The sequence below is a fragment of the Cupriavidus sp. C1SS-2L genome (assembly GCF_057073735.1).
In genome coordinates, this window is the sequence record NZ_CP172708.1 from 1,362,982 (window position 1) to 1,387,430 (window position 24,449).

At 64.3% G+C, this 24,449-nt stretch carries 22 protein-coding genes and 1 tRNA gene; 18 read left to right on the forward strand and 5 right to left on the reverse strand.

The window, feature by feature from the left end; translation table 11 throughout:
* Positions 1-105: 105 nt before the first annotated feature.
* From ACIGJG_RS06455 to ACIGJG_RS06470, 4 genes are all read left to right on the forward strand, one after another.
* Positions 106-2,004: an MFS transporter gene (locus ACIGJG_RS06455; RefSeq protein WP_011297427.1), complete on the forward strand. Its 1,899-nt coding sequence runs from the start codon at positions 106-108 to the stop codon at positions 2,002-2,004.
* Between the two features lie 34 nt (positions 2,005-2,038).
* Positions 2,039-2,779 carry a glutathione S-transferase C-terminal domain-containing protein gene (locus ACIGJG_RS06460; protein WP_483672918.1) on the forward strand — a complete coding sequence of 247 codons (741 nt, stop codon included), beginning with the start codon at positions 2,039-2,041 and terminating at the stop codon, positions 2,777-2,779.
* A gap of 75 nt (positions 2,780-2,854) precedes the next feature.
* Positions 2,855-3,967 (forward strand): chorismate synthase, encoded by a 1,113-nt coding sequence (gene aroC / locus ACIGJG_RS06465; RefSeq protein WP_011297429.1) that lies wholly within the window; start codon positions 2,855-2,857, stop codon positions 3,965-3,967.
* Position 3,968: 1 nt separating this feature from the next.
* Positions 3,969-5,237 carry an MFS transporter gene (locus tag ACIGJG_RS06470; protein ID WP_483672919.1) on the forward strand — a complete coding sequence of 423 codons (1,269 nt, stop codon included), beginning with the start codon at positions 3,969-3,971 and terminating at the stop codon, positions 5,235-5,237.
* Here ACIGJG_RS06470 and ACIGJG_RS06475 read toward each other — a convergent pair.
* Together ACIGJG_RS06475 and ACIGJG_RS06480 are read right to left on the reverse strand one after the other, a co-directional pair.
* Positions 5,159-6,265, reverse strand: a complete 1,107-nt coding sequence (locus ACIGJG_RS06475; protein ID WP_140950007.1) for an NAD(P)/FAD-dependent oxidoreductase — start codon at positions 6,263-6,265, stop codon at positions 5,159-5,161. The genes ACIGJG_RS06470 and ACIGJG_RS06475 overlap by 79 nt on opposite strands.
* 51 nt (positions 6,266-6,316) lie before the next feature.
* Positions 6,317-7,024, reverse strand: coding sequence for a FadR/GntR family transcriptional regulator (locus ACIGJG_RS06480; protein ID WP_483672920.1), 708 nt, complete (start codon positions 7,022-7,024; stop codon positions 6,317-6,319).
* Between the two features lie 209 nt (positions 7,025-7,233).
* On the opposite strand from ACIGJG_RS06480, the gene ACIGJG_RS06485 reads away from it, so the two are divergent.
* Complete coding sequence (locus ACIGJG_RS06485) at positions 7,234-8,130, forward strand: flagellar brake protein (RefSeq protein ID WP_140950005.1); 897 nt, start codon at positions 7,234-7,236, stop codon at positions 8,128-8,130.
* 79 nt (positions 8,131-8,209) lie between these two features.
* Here the strand turns inward: ACIGJG_RS06485 and ACIGJG_RS06490 are convergent, their stop codons facing one another.
* Positions 8,210-9,898 carry an electron transfer flavoprotein-ubiquinone oxidoreductase gene (locus ACIGJG_RS06490; protein WP_011297434.1) on the reverse strand — a complete coding sequence of 563 codons (1,689 nt, stop codon included), beginning with the start codon at positions 9,896-9,898 and terminating at the stop codon, positions 8,210-8,212.
* Positions 9,899-10,183: 285 nt separating this feature from the next.
* On the opposite strand from ACIGJG_RS06490, the gene ACIGJG_RS06495 reads away from it, so the two are divergent.
* The 5 genes from ACIGJG_RS06495 to ACIGJG_RS06515 all read left to right on the forward strand — a co-directional run bounded on the left by ACIGJG_RS06495 (position 10,184) and on the right by ACIGJG_RS06515 (position 14,687).
* Complete coding sequence (locus ACIGJG_RS06495; protein ID WP_041679554.1) at positions 10,184-10,969, forward strand: SDR family oxidoreductase; 786 nt, start codon at positions 10,184-10,186, stop codon at positions 10,967-10,969.
* 278 nt (positions 10,970-11,247) lie between these two features.
* Positions 11,248-11,850: a TRAP transporter small permease gene (locus ACIGJG_RS06500; protein ID WP_011297436.1), complete on the forward strand. Its 603-nt coding sequence runs from the start codon at positions 11,248-11,250 to the stop codon at positions 11,848-11,850.
* Entirely contained in the window at positions 11,847-13,151 is a 1,305-nt protein-coding gene (locus ACIGJG_RS06505; RefSeq protein ID WP_211951307.1) for a TRAP transporter large permease, read from the forward strand. Before ACIGJG_RS06500 ends, ACIGJG_RS06505 begins: the two co-directional genes overlap by 4 nt.
* 53 nt (positions 13,152-13,204) lie before the next feature.
* On the forward strand, positions 13,205-14,233 hold the full coding sequence (locus ACIGJG_RS06510; RefSeq protein WP_041679555.1) for a DctP family TRAP transporter solute-binding subunit: 1,029 nt from the start codon (positions 13,205-13,207) through the stop codon (positions 14,231-14,233).
* 52 nt (positions 14,234-14,285) lie between these two features.
* Complete coding sequence (locus tag ACIGJG_RS06515) at positions 14,286-14,687, forward strand: acyl-CoA thioesterase (RefSeq protein WP_011297439.1); 402 nt, start codon at positions 14,286-14,288, stop codon at positions 14,685-14,687.
* 28 nt (positions 14,688-14,715) lie between these two features.
* Here the strand turns inward: ACIGJG_RS06515 and ACIGJG_RS06520 are convergent, their stop codons facing one another.
* On the reverse strand, positions 14,716-15,261 hold the full coding sequence (locus ACIGJG_RS06520) for a PAS and helix-turn-helix domain-containing protein (protein ID WP_011297440.1): 546 nt from the start codon (positions 15,259-15,261) through the stop codon (positions 14,716-14,718).
* Between the two features lie 171 nt (positions 15,262-15,432).
* On the opposite strand from ACIGJG_RS06520, the gene ACIGJG_RS06525 reads away from it, so the two are divergent.
* Both ACIGJG_RS06525 and ACIGJG_RS06530 read left to right on the forward strand, forming a co-directional pair.
* Complete coding sequence (locus ACIGJG_RS06525; protein WP_011297441.1) at positions 15,433-16,134, forward strand: CoA transferase subunit A; 702 nt, start codon at positions 15,433-15,435, stop codon at positions 16,132-16,134.
* Between the two features lie 14 nt (positions 16,135-16,148).
* Complete coding sequence (locus ACIGJG_RS06530) at positions 16,149-16,787, forward strand: CoA transferase subunit B (RefSeq protein ID WP_011297442.1); 639 nt, start codon at positions 16,149-16,151, stop codon at positions 16,785-16,787.
* A gap of 68 nt (positions 16,788-16,855) precedes the next feature.
* Here ACIGJG_RS06530 and ACIGJG_RS06535 read toward each other — a convergent pair whose 3' ends face one another.
* On the reverse strand, positions 16,856-17,632 hold the full coding sequence (locus ACIGJG_RS06535) for a 3-hydroxybutyrate dehydrogenase (protein WP_220631503.1): 777 nt from the start codon (positions 17,630-17,632) through the stop codon (positions 16,856-16,858).
* A 196-nt stretch (positions 17,633-17,828) separates the two neighbouring features.
* On the opposite strand from ACIGJG_RS06535, the gene ACIGJG_RS06540 reads away from it, so the two are divergent.
* From ACIGJG_RS06540 to infC, 6 genes are all read left to right on the forward strand, one after another.
* The gene (locus ACIGJG_RS06540) at positions 17,829-18,713 is read left to right on the forward strand and encodes an alpha/beta fold hydrolase (RefSeq protein ID WP_011297444.1); all 885 of its coding nucleotides are present in this window, start codon (positions 17,829-17,831) and stop codon (positions 18,711-18,713) included.
* A gap of 53 nt (positions 18,714-18,766) precedes the next feature.
* Positions 18,767-19,129: a RidA family protein gene (locus ACIGJG_RS06545; protein WP_011297445.1), complete on the forward strand. Its 363-nt coding sequence runs from the start codon at positions 18,767-18,769 to the stop codon at positions 19,127-19,129.
* Between the two features lie 26 nt (positions 19,130-19,155).
* A complete protein-coding gene (locus tag ACIGJG_RS06550) occupies positions 19,156-21,381 on the forward strand; it encodes a RelA/SpoT family protein (protein ID WP_483672923.1) in 2,226 nt (741 codons plus the stop codon).
* 21 nt (positions 21,382-21,402) lie between these two features.
* Positions 21,403-21,479: transfer RNA gene (locus ACIGJG_RS06555), tRNA-Val, on the forward strand.
* Positions 21,480-21,847: 368 nt separating this feature from the next.
* Positions 21,848-23,755 (forward strand): threonine--tRNA ligase, encoded by a 1,908-nt coding sequence (thrS, locus tag ACIGJG_RS06560; RefSeq protein ID WP_011297447.1) that lies wholly within the window; start codon positions 21,848-21,850, stop codon positions 23,753-23,755.
* 48 nt (positions 23,756-23,803) lie between these two features.
* Positions 23,804-24,325 (forward strand): translation initiation factor IF-3, encoded by a 522-nt coding sequence (infC, locus tag ACIGJG_RS06565; RefSeq protein WP_084791900.1) that lies wholly within the window; start codon positions 23,804-23,806, stop codon positions 24,323-24,325.
* Positions 24,326-24,449 lie beyond the last annotated feature (124 nt).

A 24,449-nucleotide genomic window follows, 5' to 3' on the forward strand; every position in this document is an offset into this window, starting at 1 on the left:
CCGGCCCGGTGCAGTCCGGCCATGCGCTGATGGCATGATGGCGGCCGGAAAGCCGCCCCGGCAGAATCCCGGGGCCAACCGATCCGGGCCCCCGGGCCTGCCAACATGAGCCAACACAGCCAGTTCCGACTGCTCGGCGCGCGCCGTTTCGCCCCATTTTTCTGGACCCAGTTCCTGGGGGCGATGAACGACAACGTCTTCAAGGTCGCCTTCACCTCGCTGGTGACCTACCACACGGCACTGTTCGAGGGCGTGGATGCCCGCAGCGCCGCATTCCTGATCTCTGCGATCTTCATCGCTCCGTTCGTGCTGTTTTCTGCGACCAGCGGGCAGATCGCCGACAAGATCGAAAAGTCGCGCCTGATCCGACTGGTGAAGTCGCTCGAGATCGCCATCATGGTGCTCGGGTGCGCCGGATTTGCCTGGCACAGCGCGACGCTGCTCTATACAGGCACGTTCCTGATGGGGCTGCATTCCACGCTGTTCGGCCCGGTGAAGTTCGCCTACCTGCCGCAGCACCTCGACGAAACCGAACTGGTTGGCGGCAACGGGCTGGTCGAGATGGGCACCTTTGTCGCGATCCTGATCGGCACGCTGATCGGCGGCGAAATGGCAGGCCTGGAGCAGGGTGGCAAGCTCATGGGTCCGCTGTACGTCGGCATCGCTTGCATCGCCATTGCCGTGGCTGGGCGCGTCGTGTCCGGCGGCGTGCCCGTGTCGCCCGCGCCACAGCCCGACCTGCGCATCAACTGGAACCCGTTCACGGAGACCTGGCGCAACCTGATGCTGGCGCGCGAGAACCGCACGGTCTTCCTGAGCCTGCTTGGCATTTCGTGGCTGTGGTTTCTCGGCGCGACGTTCCTGACGTCGTTCTTCAGCTTTGCCAAGGACGTGCTTGGTGGCGACCAGAACGTGGTGACGCTGCTGCTCGCGGTGTTCTCGATCGGCATCGGCATCGGCTCGCTGCTGTGCGAACGGCTGTCGGGCCGGCATGTCGAGATCGGCCTGGTGCCGTTCGGCTCGATCGGCATGACGCTGTTTGCCGTGGACCTGTACTTCGCCAGCCACGGGCAGGCGAGCGGCACGCTGACGGGTATCGGCGGCTTCCTTGCCGAGCCGCGCCACTGGCGCGTGCTGGCGGACCTGCTGCTGCTCGCGATGTTTGGCGGTTTCTACAGCGTGCCGCTGTATGCACTGATCCAGAGCCGCAGTGCGCCGACGCATCGTGCGCGGATCATCGCCGCGAACAACATCCTCAACAGCTTTTTCATGATCGGCGCTTCGCTGCTAGGCGTGGCGCTCACGCAGGCGGGCTTCAGCATTCCGGAGCTGTTCCTGGTGGTGGGGCTGCTCAATGCGCTGGTCGCGATCTACATCTACTCGCTGGTACCGGAATTCCTGCTGCGCTTCGTGGCCTGGATCCTGGTGCATACGGTGTACCGGCTGCGTCGGGTGAATGCCGAGCGTATCCCGGCAGACGGCCCGGCCGTGCTCGTCTGCAACCACGTGAGCTTCGCCGATGCGGTGGTGCTGATGGCTGCCAGCCCGCGCCCCGTGCGCTTCGTGATGGACCATCGCATCTTCAAGGTCCCGTTGATGTCGTCGTTCTTCCGGCATGCGCGTGCTATTCCGATCGCGCCCGCGCATGAAGATCCCGCGCTGCTGGCCAAGGCCTACGATGACGTGGCCGCTGCGTTGCAGGACGGGGACCTGGTCTGCATCTTCCCGGAAGGCAAGATCACCGCTAACGGAGAGATCAATCCGTTCAAGCAGGGCGTGCAGCAGATCATCCAGCGCACGCCGGTCACGGTGGTGCCCATGGCCTTGCGCGGCCTGTGGGGCAGCTTCTTCTCGCGCAAGGGCGGGGCGGCCATGACGCGGCCGTTCCGGCGCGGCATCCTGAGCCGGCTTGAGCTCGTCGTGGGCGAGCCGGTGCCGCCGGAAAGCGCTACGCCGGAAGGCCTGCAGCAGATGGTGACCTCGCTGCGCGGCGAATGGCGCTAGCCGGCGCTCTGACGCCATCCTTTCCGACCTCGCCATGCTGACGCTCTACACGTTCGGACCCGCTTTTGGCCTTCCCGACGCCAGCCCGTTCGTCACGAAGGCCGAAATGCTGCTCAAGCTCGCCGGCCTGCCATACGAGACCAGGCGCGGCAGCCTGCGGCGTGCGCCCAAGGGCAAGCTGCCCTATCTCGACGATATGGGGCGCATCGTGGCCGATTCCACGCTGATCCGCTGGCATATCGAGAAAACTTACCACATCGATTTCGATGGGGATCTGAGCACGGAAGAGCGGGGCATCGCCTGGGCCGCCGAGAAGCTCATGGAAGACAACCTGTACTGGGCCGTGGCGCGCGTACGGTGGCTCGATGAGGCGAACTTCGAGCGCGGTCCAGCGCAGTTCTTCCGGGGCGTGCCCGCGCCGATGCGTGGGCTGGCCGAGCGGCTCGTACGGCACAAGGTGCGCCGCACATTGTGGAATCAGGGTTTGGGGCGGCATAGCGAAGAAGAGCTGGTAGCGCTGGCCAACAAGGGCGTGACATCGATCGCAGACATCCTTGGCGACCGCCAGTACCTGATGGGAGGCAAGCCATGCGGCGCCGATGCCACGCTGTTCGCGTTTGCCGGCAGCCTGCTGTGCCCGGTCTTTGACACCCCGATCCGCACGGCCGCGGAAGAACATTCCAACCTCGTCGCCTACGTCGAACGCATGCGCCAGGAGTTCTATCCCGATTTCGATCCCGCCACCGCGCTCAGCGGCGACCTGTCGCGCCGCTGAGCGGCAAGCGGGCGCAGAACCGGCGGCAATGGCCTTACAATGTAGGCCGTCCCCAATTTCTGTGCGGTTTCCATCATGTCCGGCAATACCCTTGGCCTGCTCTTCACTGTCACCACCTTCGGCGAATCGCACGGGCCCGCCATCGGCGCGGTGGTGGACGGTTGCCCGCCGGGCATGGATCTGACCGAAGCCGATATCCAGGGCGACCTGGACCGCCGCAAGCCGGGTACTTCGCGGCACGTCACGCAACGCAAGGAACCGGACCAGGTCGAGATCCTGTCGGGCGTGTTCGAAGGCAAGACCACGGGCACGCCGATCTGCCTGCTGATCCGCAACACCGACCAGCGCAGCAAGGACTACGGGAATATCGTCGAGACGTTCCGCCCCGGGCATGCCGACTACACCTACTGGCAGAAGTACGGCATCCGCGACTATCGCGGCGGCGGCCGCTCGTCGGCGCGCCTGACCGCACCGGTCGTGGCGGCGGGCGCCGTGGCCAAGAAGTGGCTGCGCGAGCAGTTCGGCACGGAAATCCGCGGCTATATGTCGAAGCTGGGCGAAATCGAGGTGCCGTTCAGCGACTGGTCGCATGTGCCCGAGAACCCGTTCTTCGCCGCCAATGCGGACATCGTTCCGGAACTCGAAACCTATATGGACGCGCTGCGCCGCGACGGCGATTCGGTCGGCGCGCGCATCGAAGTCGTTGCCAGCAATGTGCCAGTGGGCCTTGGTGAGCCGCTGTTCGATCGCCTCGATGCCGATATCGCGCATGCGATGATGGGCCTCAACGCGGTCAAGGGCGTGGAGATTGGCGCCGGCTTCAAGAGCGTGGAGCAGCGCGGCAGCGAGCACGGCGACGAGCTTACCGCGCAGGGCTTCCGCGGCAATAACGCGGGTGGCATCCTCGGGGGCATTTCCACGGGTCAGGACATCACCGTGTCGCTGGCGATCAAGCCGACCTCCAGCATCCGCACGCCGCGCGAGTCGATCGACAAGGCCGGCAATGCCGCGACGGTCGAGACCTTCGGCCGCCACGATCCGTGCGTGGGCATCCGCGCGACGCCGATCGCCGAGGCGCTGCTCGCGCTCGTGCTGGTCGACCACGCGCTGCGCCACCGCGCGCAGTGCGGCGACGTCAAGGTGGACACGCCGCGCATCCCCGCGCAGGCCCCTGGCCAGCCCGGCTGAGTTGGCCGCGGCGCCCGAGACCGTCAGCGCCGTTCCGGCGCGGCCCGAATATGGCCGCTTCGGTCTCTTCTACCTGGGGTACTACGGCTACGTCGGCGTGATTTCGCCGTTCGTCAGCCTGTTCTTCGCCGCGCGCGGCTTCAACGCCGTGCAGATCGGCGTGCTGATGGCCTCATTCCAGTTCAGCCGCATCCTCGGCCCGTACCTGTGGGGTTGGCTTTCGGACATGATGCACACGCGCGTGCGCATCCTGCGTTTCACGGCCGTGGGCGCACTCGCCGCGTTCCTTACGCTGCCGGCCGTGCATAGCTACGGCGGCATGATGGCAATGATGGTGGCCATCAGCCTCATCACCAGCGCGATGTCGCCGCTCGGCGATGCCCTGACCATTTCCACGCTGCGCCGCTACGGCGCGTTTGACCACCGCTATGGCCGCATCCGCATGTTCGGCTCGGTCGGTTTCATCGCAGCCGTATTGGCGGGCGGCGCGCTGTTCCAGCAACTCGGCATGCAGACCTTTCCATGGGTCGCCAGCACGATGCTCGCGATCCTGATGGCGATGGTGTTCGGCATGCGCGACGCGCCCGACGAGGGTCCGCGCGTGCGACCGCCGCCCGCACTGCCGTTGCTGCGGCGGCCCGATGTGGCGTGGTTCTTCGCGTCGGCGTTCCTGATGATGTTCGCGCACGCGGCGCTGTACGTGTTCTATTCACTCTATCTGGAGCGGCTGGGGTACAGCAAGTTTGCGATCGGCGTGATGTGGACGATCGGCGTGGTTGCCGAGATCGTGTTCTTCTATTTCCAGGGCCGGTTGTTCGCGCGCGTGCCGCTCGGGACGATCCTGGCCGGGACCTTCGTGCTGGCCGCGGTGCGATTTGGGCTGACCGGCTACTTTCCGGAAGCGCTGTGGCTGATGGCCGCCGTGCAGGTGCTCCACGCCGCCACGTTTGCCGCGCACCACAGCGCCAGCCTCAAGCGCCTGCAGCACTGGTTCGCCGGGCCGCTGCAGGGCAGGGGACAGGCGCTGTACACGGGGATTTCCTACGGCGTTGGCGGCACACTGGGTGGGCTGGTGATGGGCTGGACCTGGAAGGCGCTCGCCCCCGCGCATACCTTCGGTCTTGCGGCGGCCGCTGCTGCCGCGGGTGCCATCTGTGCCGCGATGAGTTTCCGTAGCGGCTCGGGCGCGGCTCAGGACAATTCGGCGGCCACGCGTTCGGCGATGGCCAGCGACGAGGTCAGCCCCGGGGACTCGATGCCGAACAGGTGAACCAGTCCCGGCACGCCGTGCACCGCGGGGCCATCGATGCGGAAATCGGCGGCAACTTCATGCGGGCCACTGATCTTCGGACGGATGCCGGCATAGCCGGGCTGCAACGCCCCGTCGGCGAGCGCCGGCCAGTAGCGGCGCACCTCGTCATAGAAGCTGTCTGCATCAGCGGGGTCGACGCTGTATTCGATGTCGTCGATCCATCGCACATTCGGGCCGAAGCGGGCTTGCCCGCCCATGTCGATCGTCAGGTGCACGCCGAGGCCGGCGGCTTCGGGCACCGGATAGATCAGGCGCGAAAACGGCGCACGCCCGGCTAGCGTGAAATAGCAGCCCTTGGCGTAATACTGCGGCGGGATGTGGTCTTCCGGCATGCCGTCGATACGCCGAGCCAGTTCGGGCGCGGTCAGGCCGGCCGAGTTGACGACCGAGCGGGCCAGCAGCGTGGTGCTGCCGCCGTCCTCGCTGCCGACTTCAAGCTCGATGCCTGCAGGCGTGATCGCGCCGCGCAGCACCGGCGACTGTACGGCCAGCATCGCGCCCGCGCTTTCGGCGTCGCCGAGCAGCGCTGTCATCAAGCCGTGGCTGTCCACGATGCCGGTCGATGGCGAGAGCAGGGCGGCGTGGCATTGCAGTTGCGGCTCCAGGGCCTGCGCTTCGGCTCGGGTCAGCAGCTGCATGTCATGCACGCCATTGGCCGCGGCCTTCGCTCGGATGCCTTCCAGCGTGGCGACCTGCGCCTCGCTCGTGGCGACGATCAGCTTGCCGCAACGCTGATGGGCAACGTGGTGCGAGGCGCAGTACTCGTACAGCATCTCCTTGCCGCGTACGCATAGTTCGGCCTTGAGCGAGCCGGCCGGATAGTAGATGCCGGCATGGATCACCTCGCTGTTGCGCGCGCTGGTAATGGTGCCGAACGCATTCTCGGCCTCCAGGATGATCACTTCGCGCCCGTTCTGCGCCAGCGCCCTGGCGACAGCCAGCCCGACGACGCCTGCACCGATCACCACGCAATCGACGTTCTCCATAGTCTTTCCCTTGTTCTGGTTGATGCTGTATTCGATATGCGCCTGACCGTCTCAGGCCAGGCGAAGGCCCAGCCGTCCGGCGGCGGCGTTCAGGTGGTCGAGTGCCGCCTGCCGCGCAGTGGCCGGGTTGCCGCCGGCAATCGCGTCCACCAGCGCCGCGTGTTCTGAATCCGCGGCCCGCGCGGCGCCGTCCCGAACCTGCAAGCGGGCGGTGTTTTCCCAGGCGCGCTGGCGCGCGGCCAGCATCTGCTGGCTGACGAAATCGGTCAGCCCGGTGAAGCACGGGTTGTGCGCGGCCTGGGCGATGGCGTGGTGAAACGCGATATCGGCAGCAGCCGCGGCCGCGAAATCGCCGGCCTGGTCCTGCATGCCAGCCAGTGCCTCGCGGATCTGCAGCAGGTCCGCCTCTGTCCTGCGTGCCGCGGCCATTTCGGCGCACGCGGTTTCCACGACCATGCGCAGCTCGAACAGCTGGGCCAGCGTCGGACCGCCGTCCGGTGCGCTGGCGACGCGCCACGCTTGTCCGCCTGGGGTATCAGAGACGTAGGCGCCAGCTCCCTTGCGCGTTACGAGGATGCCGTCCGCCTTAAGCAAAGCGATCGCCTCGCGCACGATCGGGCGGCTCACGCCAAACTTTTCGGCCAGTGCCGACTCGGCGGGCAAGCGCGCGCCGGTTGCGAACCGGCCCGCGGCAATGTCCTCGCGTAGCGATTGGGCGATGCGGTTGGCCAGCGAGGCCGGGCGGGGCAGGATATCCACGATGATTCTTAAGTGTCAGGCTGTCAGACAGATTTCGATTGGATTCTGCCGATCGGAGTCCTGATCGTCAAGAGGCGGCCGCCCGCGCTTGAAAATGTCGCTCAATGTTTTCCGATACGCGTCGATATGAAACGGGTGGCGCATACTGCGCAGTCCGCAGTCGCCACACAATCTGTCAGGCCTTGGCCGCATCGCATGCCGGAGTAATCATGATCCATCTCTCGCCCAACGATCTTCCCGTGGGGGCTCCCTTGCCCTGGTCGCTGCTAGACGGCGACGGCAATCTGGTGCTGGGCAGCGGCAACGTTATTCCCGATACGCGCGATGTTGCGCTGGTGTTCCGCCATGGCGAACTGTGCCGCCTGGAAGCGGATTCGGGCGGGGATTCCCAGGATGATCCGCTTCCGCGGGGCCCGCTGGGGTTGCAGGTCGGGACACTATTGCACGTCAAACAGCCGGGCGACAACAGCCGCGCCGCGGCCAGCCGCTTGATCGGCTTCGTGGAACAGGGTTTGTTCATGACCTGGCCGCAACTGGGCGGGCGGGATCTGCCTGTGCAAGCGGGCGATACGCTGCTGCTACGCGGATTCTCGGGCCGTGTCATCCACAGCTTTACCTCGACGATCACCGCGGTCTGCCGTAGCCCGTTTCGCTATCTGGTGTTGTCGGCGCCCTCGCAGCTTGACCAGATGCCGGTGCGCAAGGCGGCACGTGTGCCGACCCGGATGGCTGCCTACATGACCCAGTCGCAGGAAAGTTTTCAGGAGGCGGATCAAGACGCGTTTTCCGCCGAGATGGCAAACGGTGCCGCGCGCTTGGTCATGGTGTCGGACCTCAGCACCGGAGGAGCGCAGATACATGCTGCCGGGCCGGCGCCCGTCACGGGCAGCCGTGTGCAGCTACGCTTCCGCCTGCGCACCGCATCGCTCGATAGCGAGATCGTTGCCGATGCCTGGGTCCGCGCCGTTACCAGCGACACTGCGGACGCCGAATTCCCGTCCTTCGGCATTTCGTTCGACGTACTGGGTGAACGCGAGATGACCTTGCTTCAGTGCTTCATCTACGAGCAATTGCTGACCAGCAGCGGTCTGGGCGTCCACCGCTGATACACCGCATCAAACGAGAAGAGGCACCCGCGGGTGCCTCTTCTCGTTTGGAGGCCCGGCCAATGGCCGGGCACAGCCCTTACATGTTCACATAGTTCGGGCCGCCGCCGCCTTCCGGCGTGACCCACACGATGTTCTGCGTCGGGTCCTTGATGTCGCAGGTCTTGCAGTGCACGCAGTTCTGCGCGTTGATCTGCAGACGCTCCTTGCCGGAGGCCTCGTCCTGCACGAACTCGTACACGCCGGCCGGGCAGTAGCGGCTTTCGGGGCCGGCAAACTTTTCCCAGTTGACGTTGACCGGCACGCTGGCGTCCTTCAGCGTCAGGTGAGCCGGCTGGTTTTCTTCGTGGTTGGTGTTGCTGATGAACACCGAGCTCAGGCGGTCGAAGGTTAGCTTGCCGTCCGGCTTCGGGTAGACGATCTTCTCGCACTCGGCCGCCGGCTTCAGGTAGACGTGGTCCGGCTTGGTGCGGTGGATGGTCCAGGGCGGGTTGCGGATACCGAGCTTCGGCAGCAGCCATTGCTCGATGCCGGTCATCAGCGTGGCGGTGGTGCGGCCCTTCTTGAACCACTGCTTGAAGTTCTTGGCCTGCAGCAGTTCCTTGTGCAGCCAGCTCTGCTCGAACGCGGCCGGGTAGGCGGTCAGCTCGTCGCCCTGGCGGCCGGCTTGCAGCGCGTCATAGGCGGCTTCAGCGGCCATCATGCCGGTCTTGATCGCGGCGTGGCTGCCCTTGATGCGCGAGGCATTCAGGTAGCCAGCATCGCAGCCGACCAGAGCGCCGCCCGGGAACACGGTCTTCGGCAGCGACAGCAGGCCGCCTGCGGTGATTGCGCGCGCGCCGTAGGACAGGCGCTTGCCGCCTTCGAAGAACGTGCGGATCTCCGGGTGGGTCTTGAAGCGCTGGAATTCCTCGAACGGCGACAGCCACGGGTTGCTGTAGTCGAGGCCGACCACGAAACCGACCGCGACCTTGTTGTCTTCCATGTGGTACAGGAACGAGCCGCCGTAGGTGGCCGGATCCAGCGGCCAGCCGGCGGTATGAACCACCAGGCCAGGCTTGTGCTTGGCCGGGTCGATTTCCCACAATTCCTTGATGCCGATACCGTAGCTCTGCGGGTCCTTGCCGGCGTCGAGCTTGAACTTCGCGATCAGCTGCTTGCCCAGATGGCCGCGCGCGCCTTCGGCGAAAATCGTGTACTTGGCATGCAGCTCCATGCCGAGCTGGAAGTTGTCGGTGGGCTCGCCTTCCTTGCCGATGCCCATGTTGCCGGTGGCCACGCCCTTGACCGAGCCGTCTTCGTTGTAGAGCACCTCAGCGGCCGGGAAGCCGGGGAAGATTTCCACGCCCAGCGCTTCAGCCTGCTGGCCCAGCCAGCGCGTGACGTTGGACAGGCTGACGATGTAGTTGCCGTGGTTGTGGAAGCATTCCGGCAGCAGCGCGTTCGGGGTGCCCTTGGAGCCGGATTCGTTGAGGAACAGGAAGCGGTCCTCGGTGACGGGCTGGTTCAGCGGCGCGCCCAGTTCCTTCCAGTTCGGGAACAGTTCATTGAGTGCGCGGGGGTCCATGATGGCGCCAGACAGGATGTGCGCGCCGGGCTCCGAGCCCTTTTCGAGCACGCAGACGTTGACGTCGTTGCCCTTCTCCTGTGCCAGTTGCTTGAGGCGGATGGCCGTGGCCAGGCCGGCAGGACCGCCGCCGACGATGACCACATCGTATTCCATGGCCTCACGTGGCCCGAACTGCTCCAGGAGTTGCTGCTGATCCATTGTCTCTAACCCTCTGTTTCTTGGCGCCTTGCCTGCAATTGTGGGAAATGCTTGTTTGTTCGTAGCGAACCGGCCTGCGCGCAAAGGGCGCCAGGATGCGCGGTTCCGCGCGTTTTCCCTCTTTCCCTTTACTAGCCAAGTTCTTAGAATCTCCGGCATTGTCCGGGACTCGTCACCCTCAGGCAAGATTTTTTTTGGAACGGTCGTTCTTTTTTTTGGTATCCTGCCTTTCGAATCACGTTAGGCAGGGTACGCCACATGGTCAGCGGGCACACAGAGGCAGATATGGGTTTGTCGATCAATCTGGAGGGCAAGGTCGCGCTGGTGACCGGTGCCTCGAGCGGGCTGGGCTCGCGTTTTGCAACCGTTCTCGCCGCCGCCGGCGCCAAGGTGGTGCTGGCCTCGCGCCGCACCGAGCGCCTCAAGGACCTGCGCGCATCGATCGAGGCCGATGGCGGCAGCGCCCATGTGGTGCGCCTGGACGTGACCGACCAGGCCAGCATCCGTTCGGCTGTCGCGCACGCGGAAACCGAGGCGGGATCCATCGACATCCTCGTCAATAATTCGGGCGTCTCCACGACGCAACGGTTGACCGACGTCACCACGGAAGACTTCGATTTTGTCTTCGACACCAATACGCGCGGCGCCTTCTTCGTCGCGCAGGAAGTCGCCAAGCGCATGATTGCGCGTGCGAAGGGCGCCGAGAAGAATGGCAACCCGCTGCCGCAGGCGCGCATCATCAATGTCGCGTCGGTGGCTGGCCTGAAGGTGCTGTCGCAAATCGGCATCTACTGCATGAGCAAGGCCGCGGTGGTCCACATGACCAAAGCGATGTCGCTCGAGTGGGCGCGCCACGGCATCAACGTGAATGCGATCTGCCCCGGCTATATCGACACCGACATCAACCACCATCACTGGGATACCGATGCCGGCCAGAAGCTGATCCAGATGCTGCCCCGCAAGCGCCTGGGCAAGCCGGAAGACCTGGATGGCCTGCTGCTTCTGCTGTCTTCTGACCAGTCGCAATTCATTAACGGCGCTGTGATCACCGCCGACGACGGCATGGTCTGACCCCAAAGGGGGAAGGCAACAGGCGTCGAGACGCCGCTCCGCTGCCCGGGCCAAAAGCCGGCGGGCAGCGTTTTTCATGGGTCGTTCCAGGGCTTATCCGGTCCCCTTGGGCGATATTCGAGCGTGTCTTCCACTCGGGTAATCATAAAACCCGATACAGGGCGGCCCAGTCTTGGCATAATCCGCCATGTTTTCTGATTAAGTCTTTACATACAAAATAAGCTGCGGTGGCCGATCAGCCTGATTCGCCCGAGCAGCCCGGACCGGAGGCCGGGGAGATGGAGCAACAAGAGCAGGCACGGCGTGACGCCGTGCCGCAACACGTCGTCGATTCCGCGGTCATCCCGCAGGCGGCAGACGAGGCGCAAGACGCCGACTTCCGGGTGTCACCCCGCGTCGAGGACTGGATCGGCGTGATCGTGATGGTGCTGCTGGTCTGCATCACCTTCGCCAATGTGGTGGTCCGTTACTTCACCGACGAATCGTTCGCATGGACCGAGGAATTCTCGGTCTTTCTGATGATCGTGCTCGCGTTAGTGGCCGGCAGTGCGGCCGTGGCGCGCGATCGGAATATCCGTATCGAATTTTTTTTCGAGCGTGGCAGCGAGGCACGGCAGAAACGGCTGGCCATCCTGTCGGCGCTGGCGGTCGCCGTGATGTTTATCGCGTTGGCAGTATTGGGGGCGCGCATTACGTGGGATGAATACACCTTTGGCGAAACGTCCCCAGGCATCGGCGTACCGAGCTGGTGGTACTCGGTCTGGTTGCCCGTGCTGTCGGCCGCGATCGCGCTGCGCGCGTTCGGGCTGATGGCGCGCAACGTGCGCGCGCTCAAGGGGCTGCATGCCGCCCGCAACGAACAAGCGGGGCGCAAGCCATGACACTGGTCGCCATCATCCTGTTCGTGGTCTTTATCGGCCTGATGCTGCTGGGCGTGCCCATCGGCGTATCGCTGGGCCTTGGCGGGCTTGTCGCCATCGGCCTGTCGAACCTCGATACCCAGATGTTCGGCCTGCTGGCCGTGCCGCAGAACTTCTATGCCGGTCTGGCCAAGTATCCGCTGCTGGCCATTCCCATGTTCGTGCTGGTCGGATCGATCTTTGATCGCTCTGGCGTGGCGCAGCGCCTGGTGACGTTTGCCATCGCTATCGTCGGGCGTGGCCCCGGCATGCTGCCGCTGGTCGCCATTCTGGTGGCCATGTTTCTCGGCGGCATTTCGGGCTCTGGCCCCGCCAACGCGGCCGCCGTCGGCGGCGTGATGATCGCGGCGATGTCGCGGGCCGGCTATCCGGGTTCGTACAGCGCGGCAGTGGTCGGCGCCGCGGCGGCGACCGACATCCTGATTCCGCCTTCGGTGGCCTTCATCATCTACAGCGTGCTGGTGCCGGGTGCTTCGGTGCCTGCGCTGTTCGCGGCCGGCATGATCCCGGGCGTGCTGGCCGGCGTGGCGCTGATCGTGCCGGCGGTGTGGCTGGCCCGCAAGCACAACATGGGCGCCATCGAAGCCGCGCTGCCGCGCCCGCCGTTCTGGAAGAGCCTGCGCGAGGCAGCCTGGGGCCTGGTCGCGCCATTCCTGATTCTCGGTGGCATGCGCGCCGGCTGGTTCACGCCAACCGAAGCCGCGGTGGTTGCGGTGGTCTATGGCCTGTTCGTGGGCATGGTGATCTACCGCAGCATTGGCATGAAGGACCTGTTCGTGATCTTCCAGGAGGCGGCGGAGACCTCGGCCGTGATCCTCCTGGTGGTCGCGCTGGCTGGCATCTTCGCGTATGCGCTGTCGACGCTCGGCGTCATTGACCCGCTCGCAAACGCGATCGCCAACTCCGGTCTCGGCGAATACGGCGTGCTGGCGCTGATCGTGCTGCTGCTGATGACGGTTGGCATGTTCCTGGACGGCATTTCTATCTTCCTGATCTTCGTGCCGCTGCTGCTGCCGATCGCCAACGCGTTCCACTGGAACCCGGTGTGGTTCGGGGTGGTGCTCACGCTCAAGGTGGCGCTGGGGCAGTTCACGCCGCCGCTGGCCGTGAACCTGATGGTGTCGTGCCGGATTGCCCGCGTGCGCATGGAGGAGACCGTGCCCTGGGTGGTCTGGATGCTGCTGGCGATGTTCATCGCCATGCTGATGGTGCTGGCCTATCCGCCGCTGGCGACGTGGTTGCCGGACTATCTGGGCTATTGATGCCCGCTACATACAACAAGCTGCAAGCAACGATTCCCAAGAGGAGAGACCTGATGAAACGCCGTGCCCTGATGCTGTCGATCGCTGCCACGATCGCCGCTGCCGCCTTTGCGCCCGCCGCCACCATGGCCCAGACCTACAAGCCCGAGTACAAGATGTCGCTGGTGCTCGGCCCGGCATTCCCGTGGGGCAAGGGCGGCGAGATCTGGGCCGACCTGGTCAAGCAGCGCACCAACGGCCGCATCAACATCAAGCTGTACCCGGGCACCTCGCTGGTCGCCGGCGACCAGACGCGCGAGTTCTCGGCGATCCGCCAGGGCGTGATCGACATGGCCGTGGGCTCGACCATCAACTGGTCGCCGCAGGTCAAGGAGCTGAACCTGTTCTCGCTGCCGTTCCTGATGCCCGACTACAAGGCGCTGGATTCGCTGACGCAGGGCGAAGTCGGCAAGCACATCTTCACGACGCTGGAAAAAGCGGGCGTGGTGCCGCTGGCATGGGGCGAAAACGGTTTTCGCGAAGTGTCCAACTCGAAGAGGGAAATCCACAAGCCTGAAGACCTCAAGGGCATGAAGCTGCGCGTGGTGGGCTCGCCGCTGTACATCGAGACCTTCAACGCGCTGGGCGCCAATCCGACGCAGATGAGTTGGGCCGATGCACAGCCGGCCATGGCATCGGGCGCCGTGGATGGCCAGGAGAACCCGCAATCGGTGTTCGCCGCGGCCAAGCTGTACACGGTGGGCCAGAAGTTCGTGACGACCTGGGGCTACGTGGCCGATCCGCTGATCTTCGTGGTCAACAAGCAGATCTGGGAAAGCTGGACGCCGGCCGACCGCGAGATCGTCAAGCAGGCCGCCATCGACGCCGGCAAGCAGGAAATCGCGCTGGCCCGCAAGGGCCTGGCCGAGCCGGGCGCGCCGGCGTGGAAGGACATGGAGACCCACGGCGTGAAGGTCACGCACCTGACGCCGGCCGAGCATGACGCCTTCCGCAAGGCCACCGCCAAGGTCTACGACAAGTGGAAGAAGCAGATTGGCGCCGATCTGGTGACCAAGGCGGAAGCCTCGATCGCCAAGCGCTAAATCATCGGGCAGGCCCGTCGGTATCGGCGGGCCTGTTGCATTGGAGATCGTGATGAAGCACGTCTTTACAGCGGTCCTGCCGATCCGCTGGGGCGACATGGACGCGATGGGCCATGTCAACAACACTGTCTATTTCCAGTACCTGGAACAGGCGCGCATCGAGTGGTTTGCGTCGCTCGGTCGCGGTGGCAAGGATCCGAACGGGCAGGGGCCGGTCATCATCAATGCCCATATGACGTTCCTGAAGCAGTTGCGCTATCCGGGCACGATCGAATGCCGGCTCTATGCCGGCCAGCTTGGCCGCACGAGCTTCGAGACGCGTATGGAAATCGTGCGTACCGACATGCCTGATGTGGTGTGGGCTGAGGGCGGCGCCAAGGTGGTGTGGTGCGATTACTCGATCGAAAAGTCGGTGCCGGTGCCGCCGGAGATCAGGGCAATCATCGAAGGGTGATACGACGGAACCAGCGCAAGGGAAGCGCTCAGTGGTTCACCAACCGCTGCACCAGATCCACCGACGTACTGGCCCCATATTTCTTCATCAGCCGCGCCCGATAGATATCGACGGTGCGCGGACTGATCGCCAGCAGCTTGCCGATCTGCTTGCTGGTCTTGCCTTCCACAAGCTGCGCGGCGATATCGCGCTCGCGTGCAGTGAGTTCCGCCGTGACCTGGCGCTTCTGGGAGAGGTCCTCGAACGTCCAGATGCCCGCACCCAGCGGCTGAGATCGGTCCAGCGAGCGACCGGTGACGTGGCACCAGAACAGTTCCCCGCTGGCCCGCTTCATGATCCGTTCGTCCGAGTACATACCGCGCTTGTTCATGATCGGTACGATGCGTGCGCCGGTCCTCTCGAATTCGTCTGCGGTGGGGTAGAGTACCTGGAACGATTCGCCGATCAGCGCCTGCCGCGTGGTGCCGAAGATGCGGCAGACCTCGTCGTTGCAGTCTTCGATCTTGCGCTCGCGGGACAGCACCAGCCCCACGGGGGCGAGCTGGAAAGCGGTCTGGTAATCGATGGCGGGCATCTACTTATGTATTTTTACGTAATGGCGTAGGCGGCGCGCCTTGCGTATCCTTTCGGTCGGACGAGAGCGCGGCAGCCGCCGCTGATTGTACCGTTACAATTTCCTTGCGTCGTGCGCCGCACACCCTTGCGGCGGGATCGGCGACGAGGGCTACCGAGGAAGGAGCGAACCATGAACAAGGTCTACGCCAGCGCCGCCGAGGCGCTTGCAGGCGTCGTCCGCGACGGCCAGACGATCGCCGTTGGCGGTTTCGGCCTGTGCGGCATTCCCGAGGCGCTGATTGCTGCGCTGCGCGACACCGGCGTCAAGCAGCTCACCTGCATCTCCAACAACGCCGGCGTGGATGGCTTTGGCCTGGGCCAGCTGCTGGAAACACGCCAGATCAAGAAGATGATTTCGTCCTACGTGGGCGAGAACAAGGAGTTCGAGCGCCAGTACCTGGCCGGCGAACTCGAGCTGGAATTCACGCCGCAGGGTACGCTGGCCGAGAAGCTTCGCGCCGGTGGTTCGGGCATCCCGGCCTTCTTCACCAAGACCGGCGTGGGCACCATCGTCGCCGACGGCAAGGAAATTCGCGAATTCGACGGCGAGAAGTACGTGATGGAGCGTTCGCTGACCGCCGACGTGGCGCTGGTCAAGGCCTGGAAGGCCGACAAGGCCGGCAACCTGGTGTTCCGCCGTACCGCGCGCAACTTCAATCCGATGTGCGCCATGGCAGGCAAGTTCACCGTGGCCGAGGTCGAGCATATCGTCGAAACTGGCGAGCTTGACCCCGATGAGATCCACCTGGCTGGCATCTTCGTCAAGCGCCTCGTGCTCAACACGACCCCCGAAAAACGCATCGAGCAGCGCACCGTGCGTGCCGCCAAGTAAGAGGGAGACACATCATGGCATGGACACGTGACGAAATGGCCGCGCGCGCCGCGGCGGAGCTGCAGGACGGCTTCTATGTGAACCTGGGTATCGGCCTGCCGACGCTGGTGGCCAACTGGGTGCCGGAAGGCATGGAAGTGTGGCTGCAGTCGGAAAACGGCCTGCTCGGCATCGGCCCGTTCCCGACCGAGGACGAAGTCGACGCCGACATGATCAACGCCGGCAAGCAGACCGTGACGACGCTGCCTGGCTCTTCGATCTTCTCGTCGGCCGATTCCTTCGCGATGATCCGCGGCGGCCACATCAACCTGGCCATCCTCGGCGCGATGCAGGTCAGCGAAAAGGGCGACCTCGCCAACTGGATGATCCCGGGCAAGATGGTCAAGGGCATGGGCGGCGCGATGGATCTGGTTGCCGGCGTGGGCCGCGTGGTGGTGCTGATGGAACACACCGCCAAGAAGAAGGACGGCACCGAGGACATCAAGATCCTGAAGGACTGCAACCTGCCGCTGACCGGCGTAGGCGTGGTCAACCGCATCATCACCGACCTCGGTGTGATCGACGTGACCTCGGACGGCCTGAAGCTCGTGGAAACCGCCCCGGGCGTGAGCCGCGAGGAAATCCAGAGCAAGACCGGCGCGACGCTGCTGTAAGCGCTGCAGGTCGGATGCAAAAAGCCCCGCTGTGAAGCGGGGCTTTTTCATTCCTGCATGGGTTGGCTTTACTGGGCGACCCAGCCGCCGTCCATGTTCCAGATCGCGCCGCGCACCTGGCGCGCCGCCTCGGACGACAGGAAGACCGCCAGCGCGCCAAGTTCCTCGGGCGTGACGAACTGGCCGGACGGCTGCTTCTCGATCACGAGTTCGCGCTTGGCCTGCTCGACCGGAATGCCTTCCTTCTGCGCGCGCGCATCGACTTGCTTCTGCACCAGCGGCGTCAGCACCCAGCCGGGGCAGATCGCGTTGGCGGTGACGCCGGTCTGCGCGGTCTCCAGCGCGGTGACCTTGGTCAGGCCGACGATGCCGTGCTTGGCCGCCACGTAGGCCGACTTCTGGGCCGACGCCACGAGTCCGTGGGTCGAAGCGACATTGATGATGCGTCCCCAGTTCTTCTGCTTCATGCCGGGCAGCGCCAGGCGCGTGGTGTGGAACGCCGAGGTCAGGTTGATGGCGATGATCGCGTCCCAGCGCTCAGGCGGGAAATCCTCGATATTGGCCACGAACTGGATGCCCGCGTTGTTGACAAGGATGTCTGCGCCGCCGAATTCCGAGTCGGCATAGCGCATCATGTCCTCGATCTCGGAAGACTTGCTCATGTCCGCGCCGTGGTAGCCCACCTTGATGCCCGCGCCGGCCTGCGCGATCTCTTGCTTTGCGGCCTCCACGTCACCGAAGCCATTGGCGATGATGTTGGCGCCCTGCGCGGCCAGTGCCTGCGCGATGCCGAGTCCGATGCCGCTGGTCGAGCCAGTCACCAGTGCCGTCTTGCCTTTGAGCATGTAAGCCTCCGTCGAGATCGAAAGTCGAAAGAATACGTGGCCGGTCACGGCCGGCCGGACCGCGTCGCGATTGCCGCGGCGTAGCGGCTGACGCAGTGGACTAGTGCTGTGGCATTGTAACCGCTGCGGCGTACAATCCTGCTTTGCTCAACCTCCGGCAATGCTTGTGCGGCAGCCGGTTCGTCAGGGAGTTCAGATGTCTGCCAGTCCGCGCCTCGGCTTCGTTCAGTGCATCAGTCCGGCGGGCCTGCACCGCATGGCCTATCACGAATGGGGCGACCCGGCGAATCCGCGCGTGCTGATGTGCGTGCACGGCCTGACGCGCACCGGCCGCGATTTCGATGCGCTGGCCCAGTCGCTGTGCGGCGACTACCGCGTGGTGTGCCCCGACGTGGCTGGCCGCGGGCGCTCGGACTGGCTGCTTGATCCGTCCGGTTACGTGGTGCCCAAGTACGTGGCGGACATGGTTACGCTGATCGCCAGGCTCAACGTCGACAAGGTCGACTGGTTCGGCACGTCAATGGGCGGGCTGATCGGCATGGCGCTGGCGGGCCTGCCCAATTCGCCGGTGCGCAAGCTGCTGCTCAACGATGTGGGGCCGCGCATCACGGCTGCGGCCGTGGAGCGGATCGGCTCGTACGTTGGACTCCCGGTGCGGTTCAAGACCTTCGAAGAAGGGCTGGCCTACCTGCAGACCATCAGCGCATCGTTCGGACGCCATACGCCGGAGCAATGGCGCGAGCTCAACGCTGCGATCCTCAAGCCTGTACAGGGTGCGCAAGGCCTGGAATGGGGCTTGCATTACGATCCTGCGCTGGCCGTACCGTTCCGCGGCGCCACGCCGGAGCAACTCGCAGCCGGCGAAGCCACGATGTGGCAACTGTTCGAGGCCATTGAAGCGCCGGTGCTGGTCGTTCGCGGTGCGCAGTCGGACCTGCTGTTGCGCGATACCGTGGCCGACATGGTGTCCCGCGGCAAACATGTCAGTTCGGTGGAGATCCCCGATGTGGGGCATGCACCGACTTTTGTCAATCCGGCGCAGATTGCCGTGGCGCGCCAGTTCTTTCTCGGAAGCGCGTGAGGCGAGTGGCGCCTGAAATCGTTCGTATCAACCAGAAATCGTTTTAACTAGTCATGAGCAGCAATGAACTGAAGCGCGCCCACGTGGGTGCACGCCTGTCGGAATACGCGGTGTACAACGGTGTGGTCTACCTGGCTGGGCAAGTGCCGGAAGTGGAACCGAAGGCCGACATCAGCGGCCAGACCCGCGAGGTGCTGGGTCATATCGACCGGCTGCTCGCCGAAGCGGGCAGCGACAAGACGCGCATCCTGTCATGCCAGATCTTCCTGACTGACATCGGGATGATCGGCAAGATGAACGAGGTGTGGGACGCGTGGGTGCCGCAGGGCAATACGCCGCCGCGCGCCACCGTCGAAGCCAGGCTGGCCAATCCCGACTACCTGATCGAAGTGGTGGTGACCGCTGCGCTCAACTGAAGATGGCGTTGTGACATGGTGACCCTATGGTGACGTCCACCGACTTGGCCGGCCAGGTGGCCGGCGTCCCGGACGCCGACATGGTCGAGCGCGCGCTCGCGTACGTACGCGAGCAGGCGGGCGACGCCGTGCTGCCGACTGGCGAGCCGGTGCTGTCGCATGCGGAAGGAATGCTGCGCATCCTCGACGGCCTGCGCGTGGATGATGCCGCGCGCGCCGCGTGCTGTCTGTTCCCGCTGGCCGAATTCGCGCCCGCCGTAGAGCCGGAAATCGAGGCGCGCTTTGGCGAAGATGTATGCCGGATGGTGAAGGGCGTGCGGCAACTGCTGCGCATCGGCGCCATTGCCGGCGGCCACGACGCGCAGGAGGCATCGCGCAACGTGGCGCAAGCCCGGCACGAGCAGGTCGAAGCGCTGCGCAAGATGCTGCTGGCGTTCGCGCAAGATATCCGCGTGGTGCTGGTGCGCCTGGCTTCGCGGCTGCAGTCGCTGCGCTGGCTTGCGCAGAACAAGCGTGAACCGCTACCCGGCATCGCGCGCGAGACGCTCGACATCTATGCGCCGCTGGCGAACCGCCTCGGCATCTGGCAGATGAAGTGGGAGCTCGAGGACCTGGCCTTCCGCTTCGAGCAGCCTGATACCTACAAGCGCATCGCAAAGTTGCTCGATGAAAAGCGCATCGAGCGCGAGGGCTACATCGCCAGCGCCATCGCGCGCCTGCAATCGGAGCTGGCCGACGCCGGCATCCGCGCCGAGGTAAGCGGGCGGCCCAAGCACATCTACAGCATCTGGAAGAAGATGCGCGGCAAGGAGCTGGATTTTGCCGACCTGTACGATGTGCGCGCGTTCCGCGTGATCGTCGACGACATCAAGGACTGCTATACGGTCCTCGGTATCGTCCACCATATCTGGCAGCCGATTCCACGCGAGTTCGACGACTACATTTCGCGGCCCAAATCGAACGGCTACAAGTCGCTGCATACGGTGGTGATCGGGGACGACGGGCGTGCGTTCGAGGTACAGATCCGCACGCAGGAAATGCACCATTTCGCCGAGTACGGCGTGGCGGCGCACTGGCGCTACAAAGAAGCGGGCAGCAAGGGCTACAGCGGACAGTTCGCGGCAAGCGACAGCTACGACGAGAAGATCGCGTGGCTGCGGCAACTGCTGGCTTGGAAGGATGATGCCGACCACAGCGTGGCGCATGACGAGTCGCCGTCGCCGTGGGAGCAGCTCAAGCACGCGGCGATCGACGACCACATCTACGTGCTGACGCCGCAGGCACGCGTGATCGCGCTGCCGCAAGGTGCCACGCCGCTCGACTTCGCGTATTACCTGCACAGTGATCTTGGCCACCGGTGCCGCGGCGCGCGTGTCGACGGCACGATGGTGCCACTGAATACGCCACTGAAGAACGGTCAGACCGTCGAGATCATCGCCGTGAAGCAGGGCGGGCCGTCGCGCGACTGGCTCAACATCGAACTCGGCTACCTGGCCAGCAGCCGCGCGCGGGCCAAGGTACGGGCGTGGTTCAATGCGCTGGATTCGCAGGAGACTATTGCGCAAGGCCGCGTGCTGATCGACAAGACGCTGCAGCGCGAAGGCAAGACCGCCGTCAAGCTCGAAGACCTCGCCACGCGGCTCGGCTTCAAGTCGCCGGACGACCTCTTCGCCGCAGTGGCGAAGGAGGAGTTCAGCCTGCGGCATGTCGAGCAAGCGCTGCGGCACCCCGAGGGCGAGGTGCAGGCGCCGTTCAACGAGGAAGACGCCGTCACCAAGAAGAGCCGCGCCACCAGCGTGGCGCGCGGCGCCAAATCCGGCGTGCTTGTGGTCGGCGTGGATTCGTTGATGACGCAGATGTCGCGCTGCTGCAAGCCGGCACCTCCGGACGAGATCGTCGGCTTCGTCACGCGCGGGCGCGGCGTGTCGATCCATCGGCGCAACTGCCACACGTTCCAGCAACTCTCGGCGCGCGCCCCCGAGCGCGTGATCCAGACCGAGTGGGGCAAGAAGAGCGATGCCGTGTATCCGGTCGACATCCACGTCGAGGCCATCGACCGCCAGGGGCTGCTGCGTGATATCTCCGAAGTGCTGTCGCGCGAGAAGATCAACGTGACCGGCGTGAAGACGCTGTCGAGCAAGGGCGTGGCGCGCATGCAGTTCACAGCCGAGGTGTCGGAGGCCACGCAACTGCAGCGCGCGCTGTCGATCATCGAAGATGTGCAGGGGGTATTGCAAGCACGAAGAAAGTGAGGCTATAATTGCTGCTTCGCTAGGCTCGTAGCTCAGCTGGTTAGAGCACCACCTTGACATGGTGGGGGTCGTTGGTTCGAGTCCAATCGAGCCTACCAACGAATTGCAGTAAAGCAGTAAAAGAAGCAGTACAACAATACAGTGCGGCAAGTCCGATTCAATCTCATAAGGAACGGAAGGGCATTATGTTCATGACACCGCGAACTACTACCGCTGGTATGCGACAGTAGTCGAGGTGCGCCTCCGTCCCGATTGAGTCGGGTTTGACAAAGAGAAACGCGGCCTTGGCCGCGTTTTTTTTCGTCTGTCGCCTGCCAGCTGCCTGATAAGCTTGCCGCCTGCCGTGCGCAAGCACCAAGAACGTTGTCGGTACGCCGCCTGTTTCGGGGTGGGCCGGTGCTACAAAAGATGCAGTTTGATCCGCCCGCCGAGCGCCAGCGCCGGGGTGGAATCCTGGAGAGTCGAAATGATCGCAATCACGCTGCCGGATGGGTCCCGTCGCGAGTTTCCCGGCCCGGTGACGGTCGCCGAAGTGGCGCAAAGCATCGGCACGGGTCTGGCCAAGGCCGCGCTGGCTGGCAAGGTGGACGGCAACCTGGTCGACACGAGCTACTCGATCGATCGCGATGTGGCGCTGGCCATCATCACGGATAAGGACGCTGACGGCGTCGATGTCATTCGTCACTCCACGGCCCACTTGCTCGCGTATGCGGTCAAGGAACTGTACCCGGATGCCCAGGTGACGATCGGCCCCGTGATCGAAAACGGCTTCTATTACGACTTCGCCTACAAGCGTCCCTTCACGCCGGAAGACCTGGCTGCCATCGAAAAGAAGATGACGGAGCTGTCCCGCAAGGACGAGAAGGTCACGCGCGAGGTCTGGAACCGCGACGAGGCGGTGGCGCTGTTCGAGTCGATGGGCGAGAAGTACAAGGCCGAGATCATCGCCTCGATTCCGGCGGACCAGGAAATCGGTCTGTATCGCGAAGGCAAGTTCGTCGACCTGTGCCGTGGCCCGCACGTGCCGTCCACGGGCAAGCTCAAGGTCTTCAAGCTCATGAAGGTGGCCGGCGCCTACTGGCGCGGCGATGCCAACAACGAGATGCTCCAGCGCATCTACGGTACGGCGTGGGCCAAGAAGGAAGACCAGGAAGCCTACCTGCACATGCTCGAAGAGGCCGAAAAGCGCGATCACCGCAAACTGGGCAAGTCGCTCGACCTGTTCCACCTGCAGGAAGAGGCGCCGGGCATGGTGTTCTGGCACCCGAAGGGCTGGCAGGTATGGCAGGCCGTCGAGCAGTACATGCGCGGCCGCCTGACGGCCGCCGGCTATGACGAAGTGCGCACGCCGCAGGTGATGGACCGTTCGCTGTGGGAGAAGTCCGGCCACTGGCAGAACTACAAGGAAAACATGTTCGTCACGGAGTCGGAGAAGCGCGACTACGCGATCAAGCCGATGAACTGCCCGGGACATGTGCAGATCTTCAACCATGGCCTGCGTTCCTACCGTGACCTGCCGCTGCGCCTGGCCGAGTTCGGCGCCTGCCATCGCAACGAGCCGTCGGGCGCGCTGCATGGGCTGATGCGCGTGCGCGGTTTTGTGCAGGATGATGCGCACATCTTCTGCACGGAAGAGCAGATCGTTGCCGAGGCGAAAGCCTTCAACGAACTCGCGTTCTCGGTCTATGACGACTTCGGCTTCAAGGATGTGGCGGTGAAGCTGTCGCTGCGTCCGGCACAGCGCGCTGGCTCGGACGAGGTCTGGGATCACGCCGAAGAAGGCCTGCGCCTGGCGCTGCGCGCCTGTGGCGTGGACTGGGAAGAACTGCCCGGCGAGGGCGCATTCTACGGTCCGAAGGTCGAGTACCACATCAAAGATGCCATCGGCCGTTCATGGCAGTGCGGCACGCTGCAGCTCGACCTGGTGCTGCCGGAGCGCCTCGGTGCCGAATACGTCGCCGAGGATAATTCGCGCAAGCGTCCGGTGATGCTGCACCGTGCGATCCTGGGTTCGTTCGAGCGTTTCCTTGGCATCCTGCTCGAAAACCACGCAGGTGCGCTGCCCGCCTGGCTGGCACCGGAGCAGGTGGTTGTCATGAATATCGCGGAATCGCAGGCTGAATATGCCGAAAATGTCGTGCAATCGCTGCTAAAACAAGGGTTTAGGGCGAAGGCCGATTTGCGTAACGAGAAAATTACGTATAAAATCCGCGAGCATTCGCTTCAGAAGATCCCCTACCTGCTGGTGGTGGGCGACAAGGAGCGGGATGCCAATCAAGTGGCCGTGCGTGCCCGTGGCAACGTGGATCTGGGTGTGATGCCCGTCTCCGCGTTTGTGGAGCGTCTGCAACAGGACGTCACCAACAAAGCCTGATGGGTCGGAAGCACGGCTTGTTTTTTTGTCTTCTTGAGGTAACGCAACATCGCTACAGACAAAGGTCATCGCATCAACCGGGAGATCAGTGCGCCTGAGCTGCGCCTGGTAGGGGTTGATAACGAGCAGCTCGGCATCGTCAAGTTCATGGACGCTCTGCGGCTGGCTGAGGACAAGGACTTGGACCTGGTGGAGATCGCCCCGAACGCGACTCCGCCCGTCGCCCGGATCATGGATTACGGGAAGTTCAAGTACGAGGAAGCCAAGCGCGCACACGAGGCGAAGCTGAAGCAGAAAATCATCCAGGTCAAGGAAGTGAAGTTCCGCCCTGGCACGGATGATGGCGACTACAACGTCAAGCTGCGCAACCTGAAGCGCTTCCTGGAAGATGGCGACAAAACCAAGATCACGCTGCGCTTCCGCGGCCGTGAGATGGCGCACCAGGAAATCGGCGTGCGTGTGCTCGAACGCCTGAAGGCGGACCTGGAAGAAATCGGCCAGGTCGAGCAGATGCCGAAGATGGAAGGGCGCCAGATGGTGATGGTGATCGCCCCCAAGAAGAAGAAGTAATTTTTGCGCGATGCGGCGGCCGGGATGCCGAGGCATTCCGGCGTTGTGTCGCGTGGAAGTAGCGCGGAGCCCTTGTGGCGCCGTGCAACAACAAGTGGATGCGGGTCTTGCAAGCGTCGGCGTG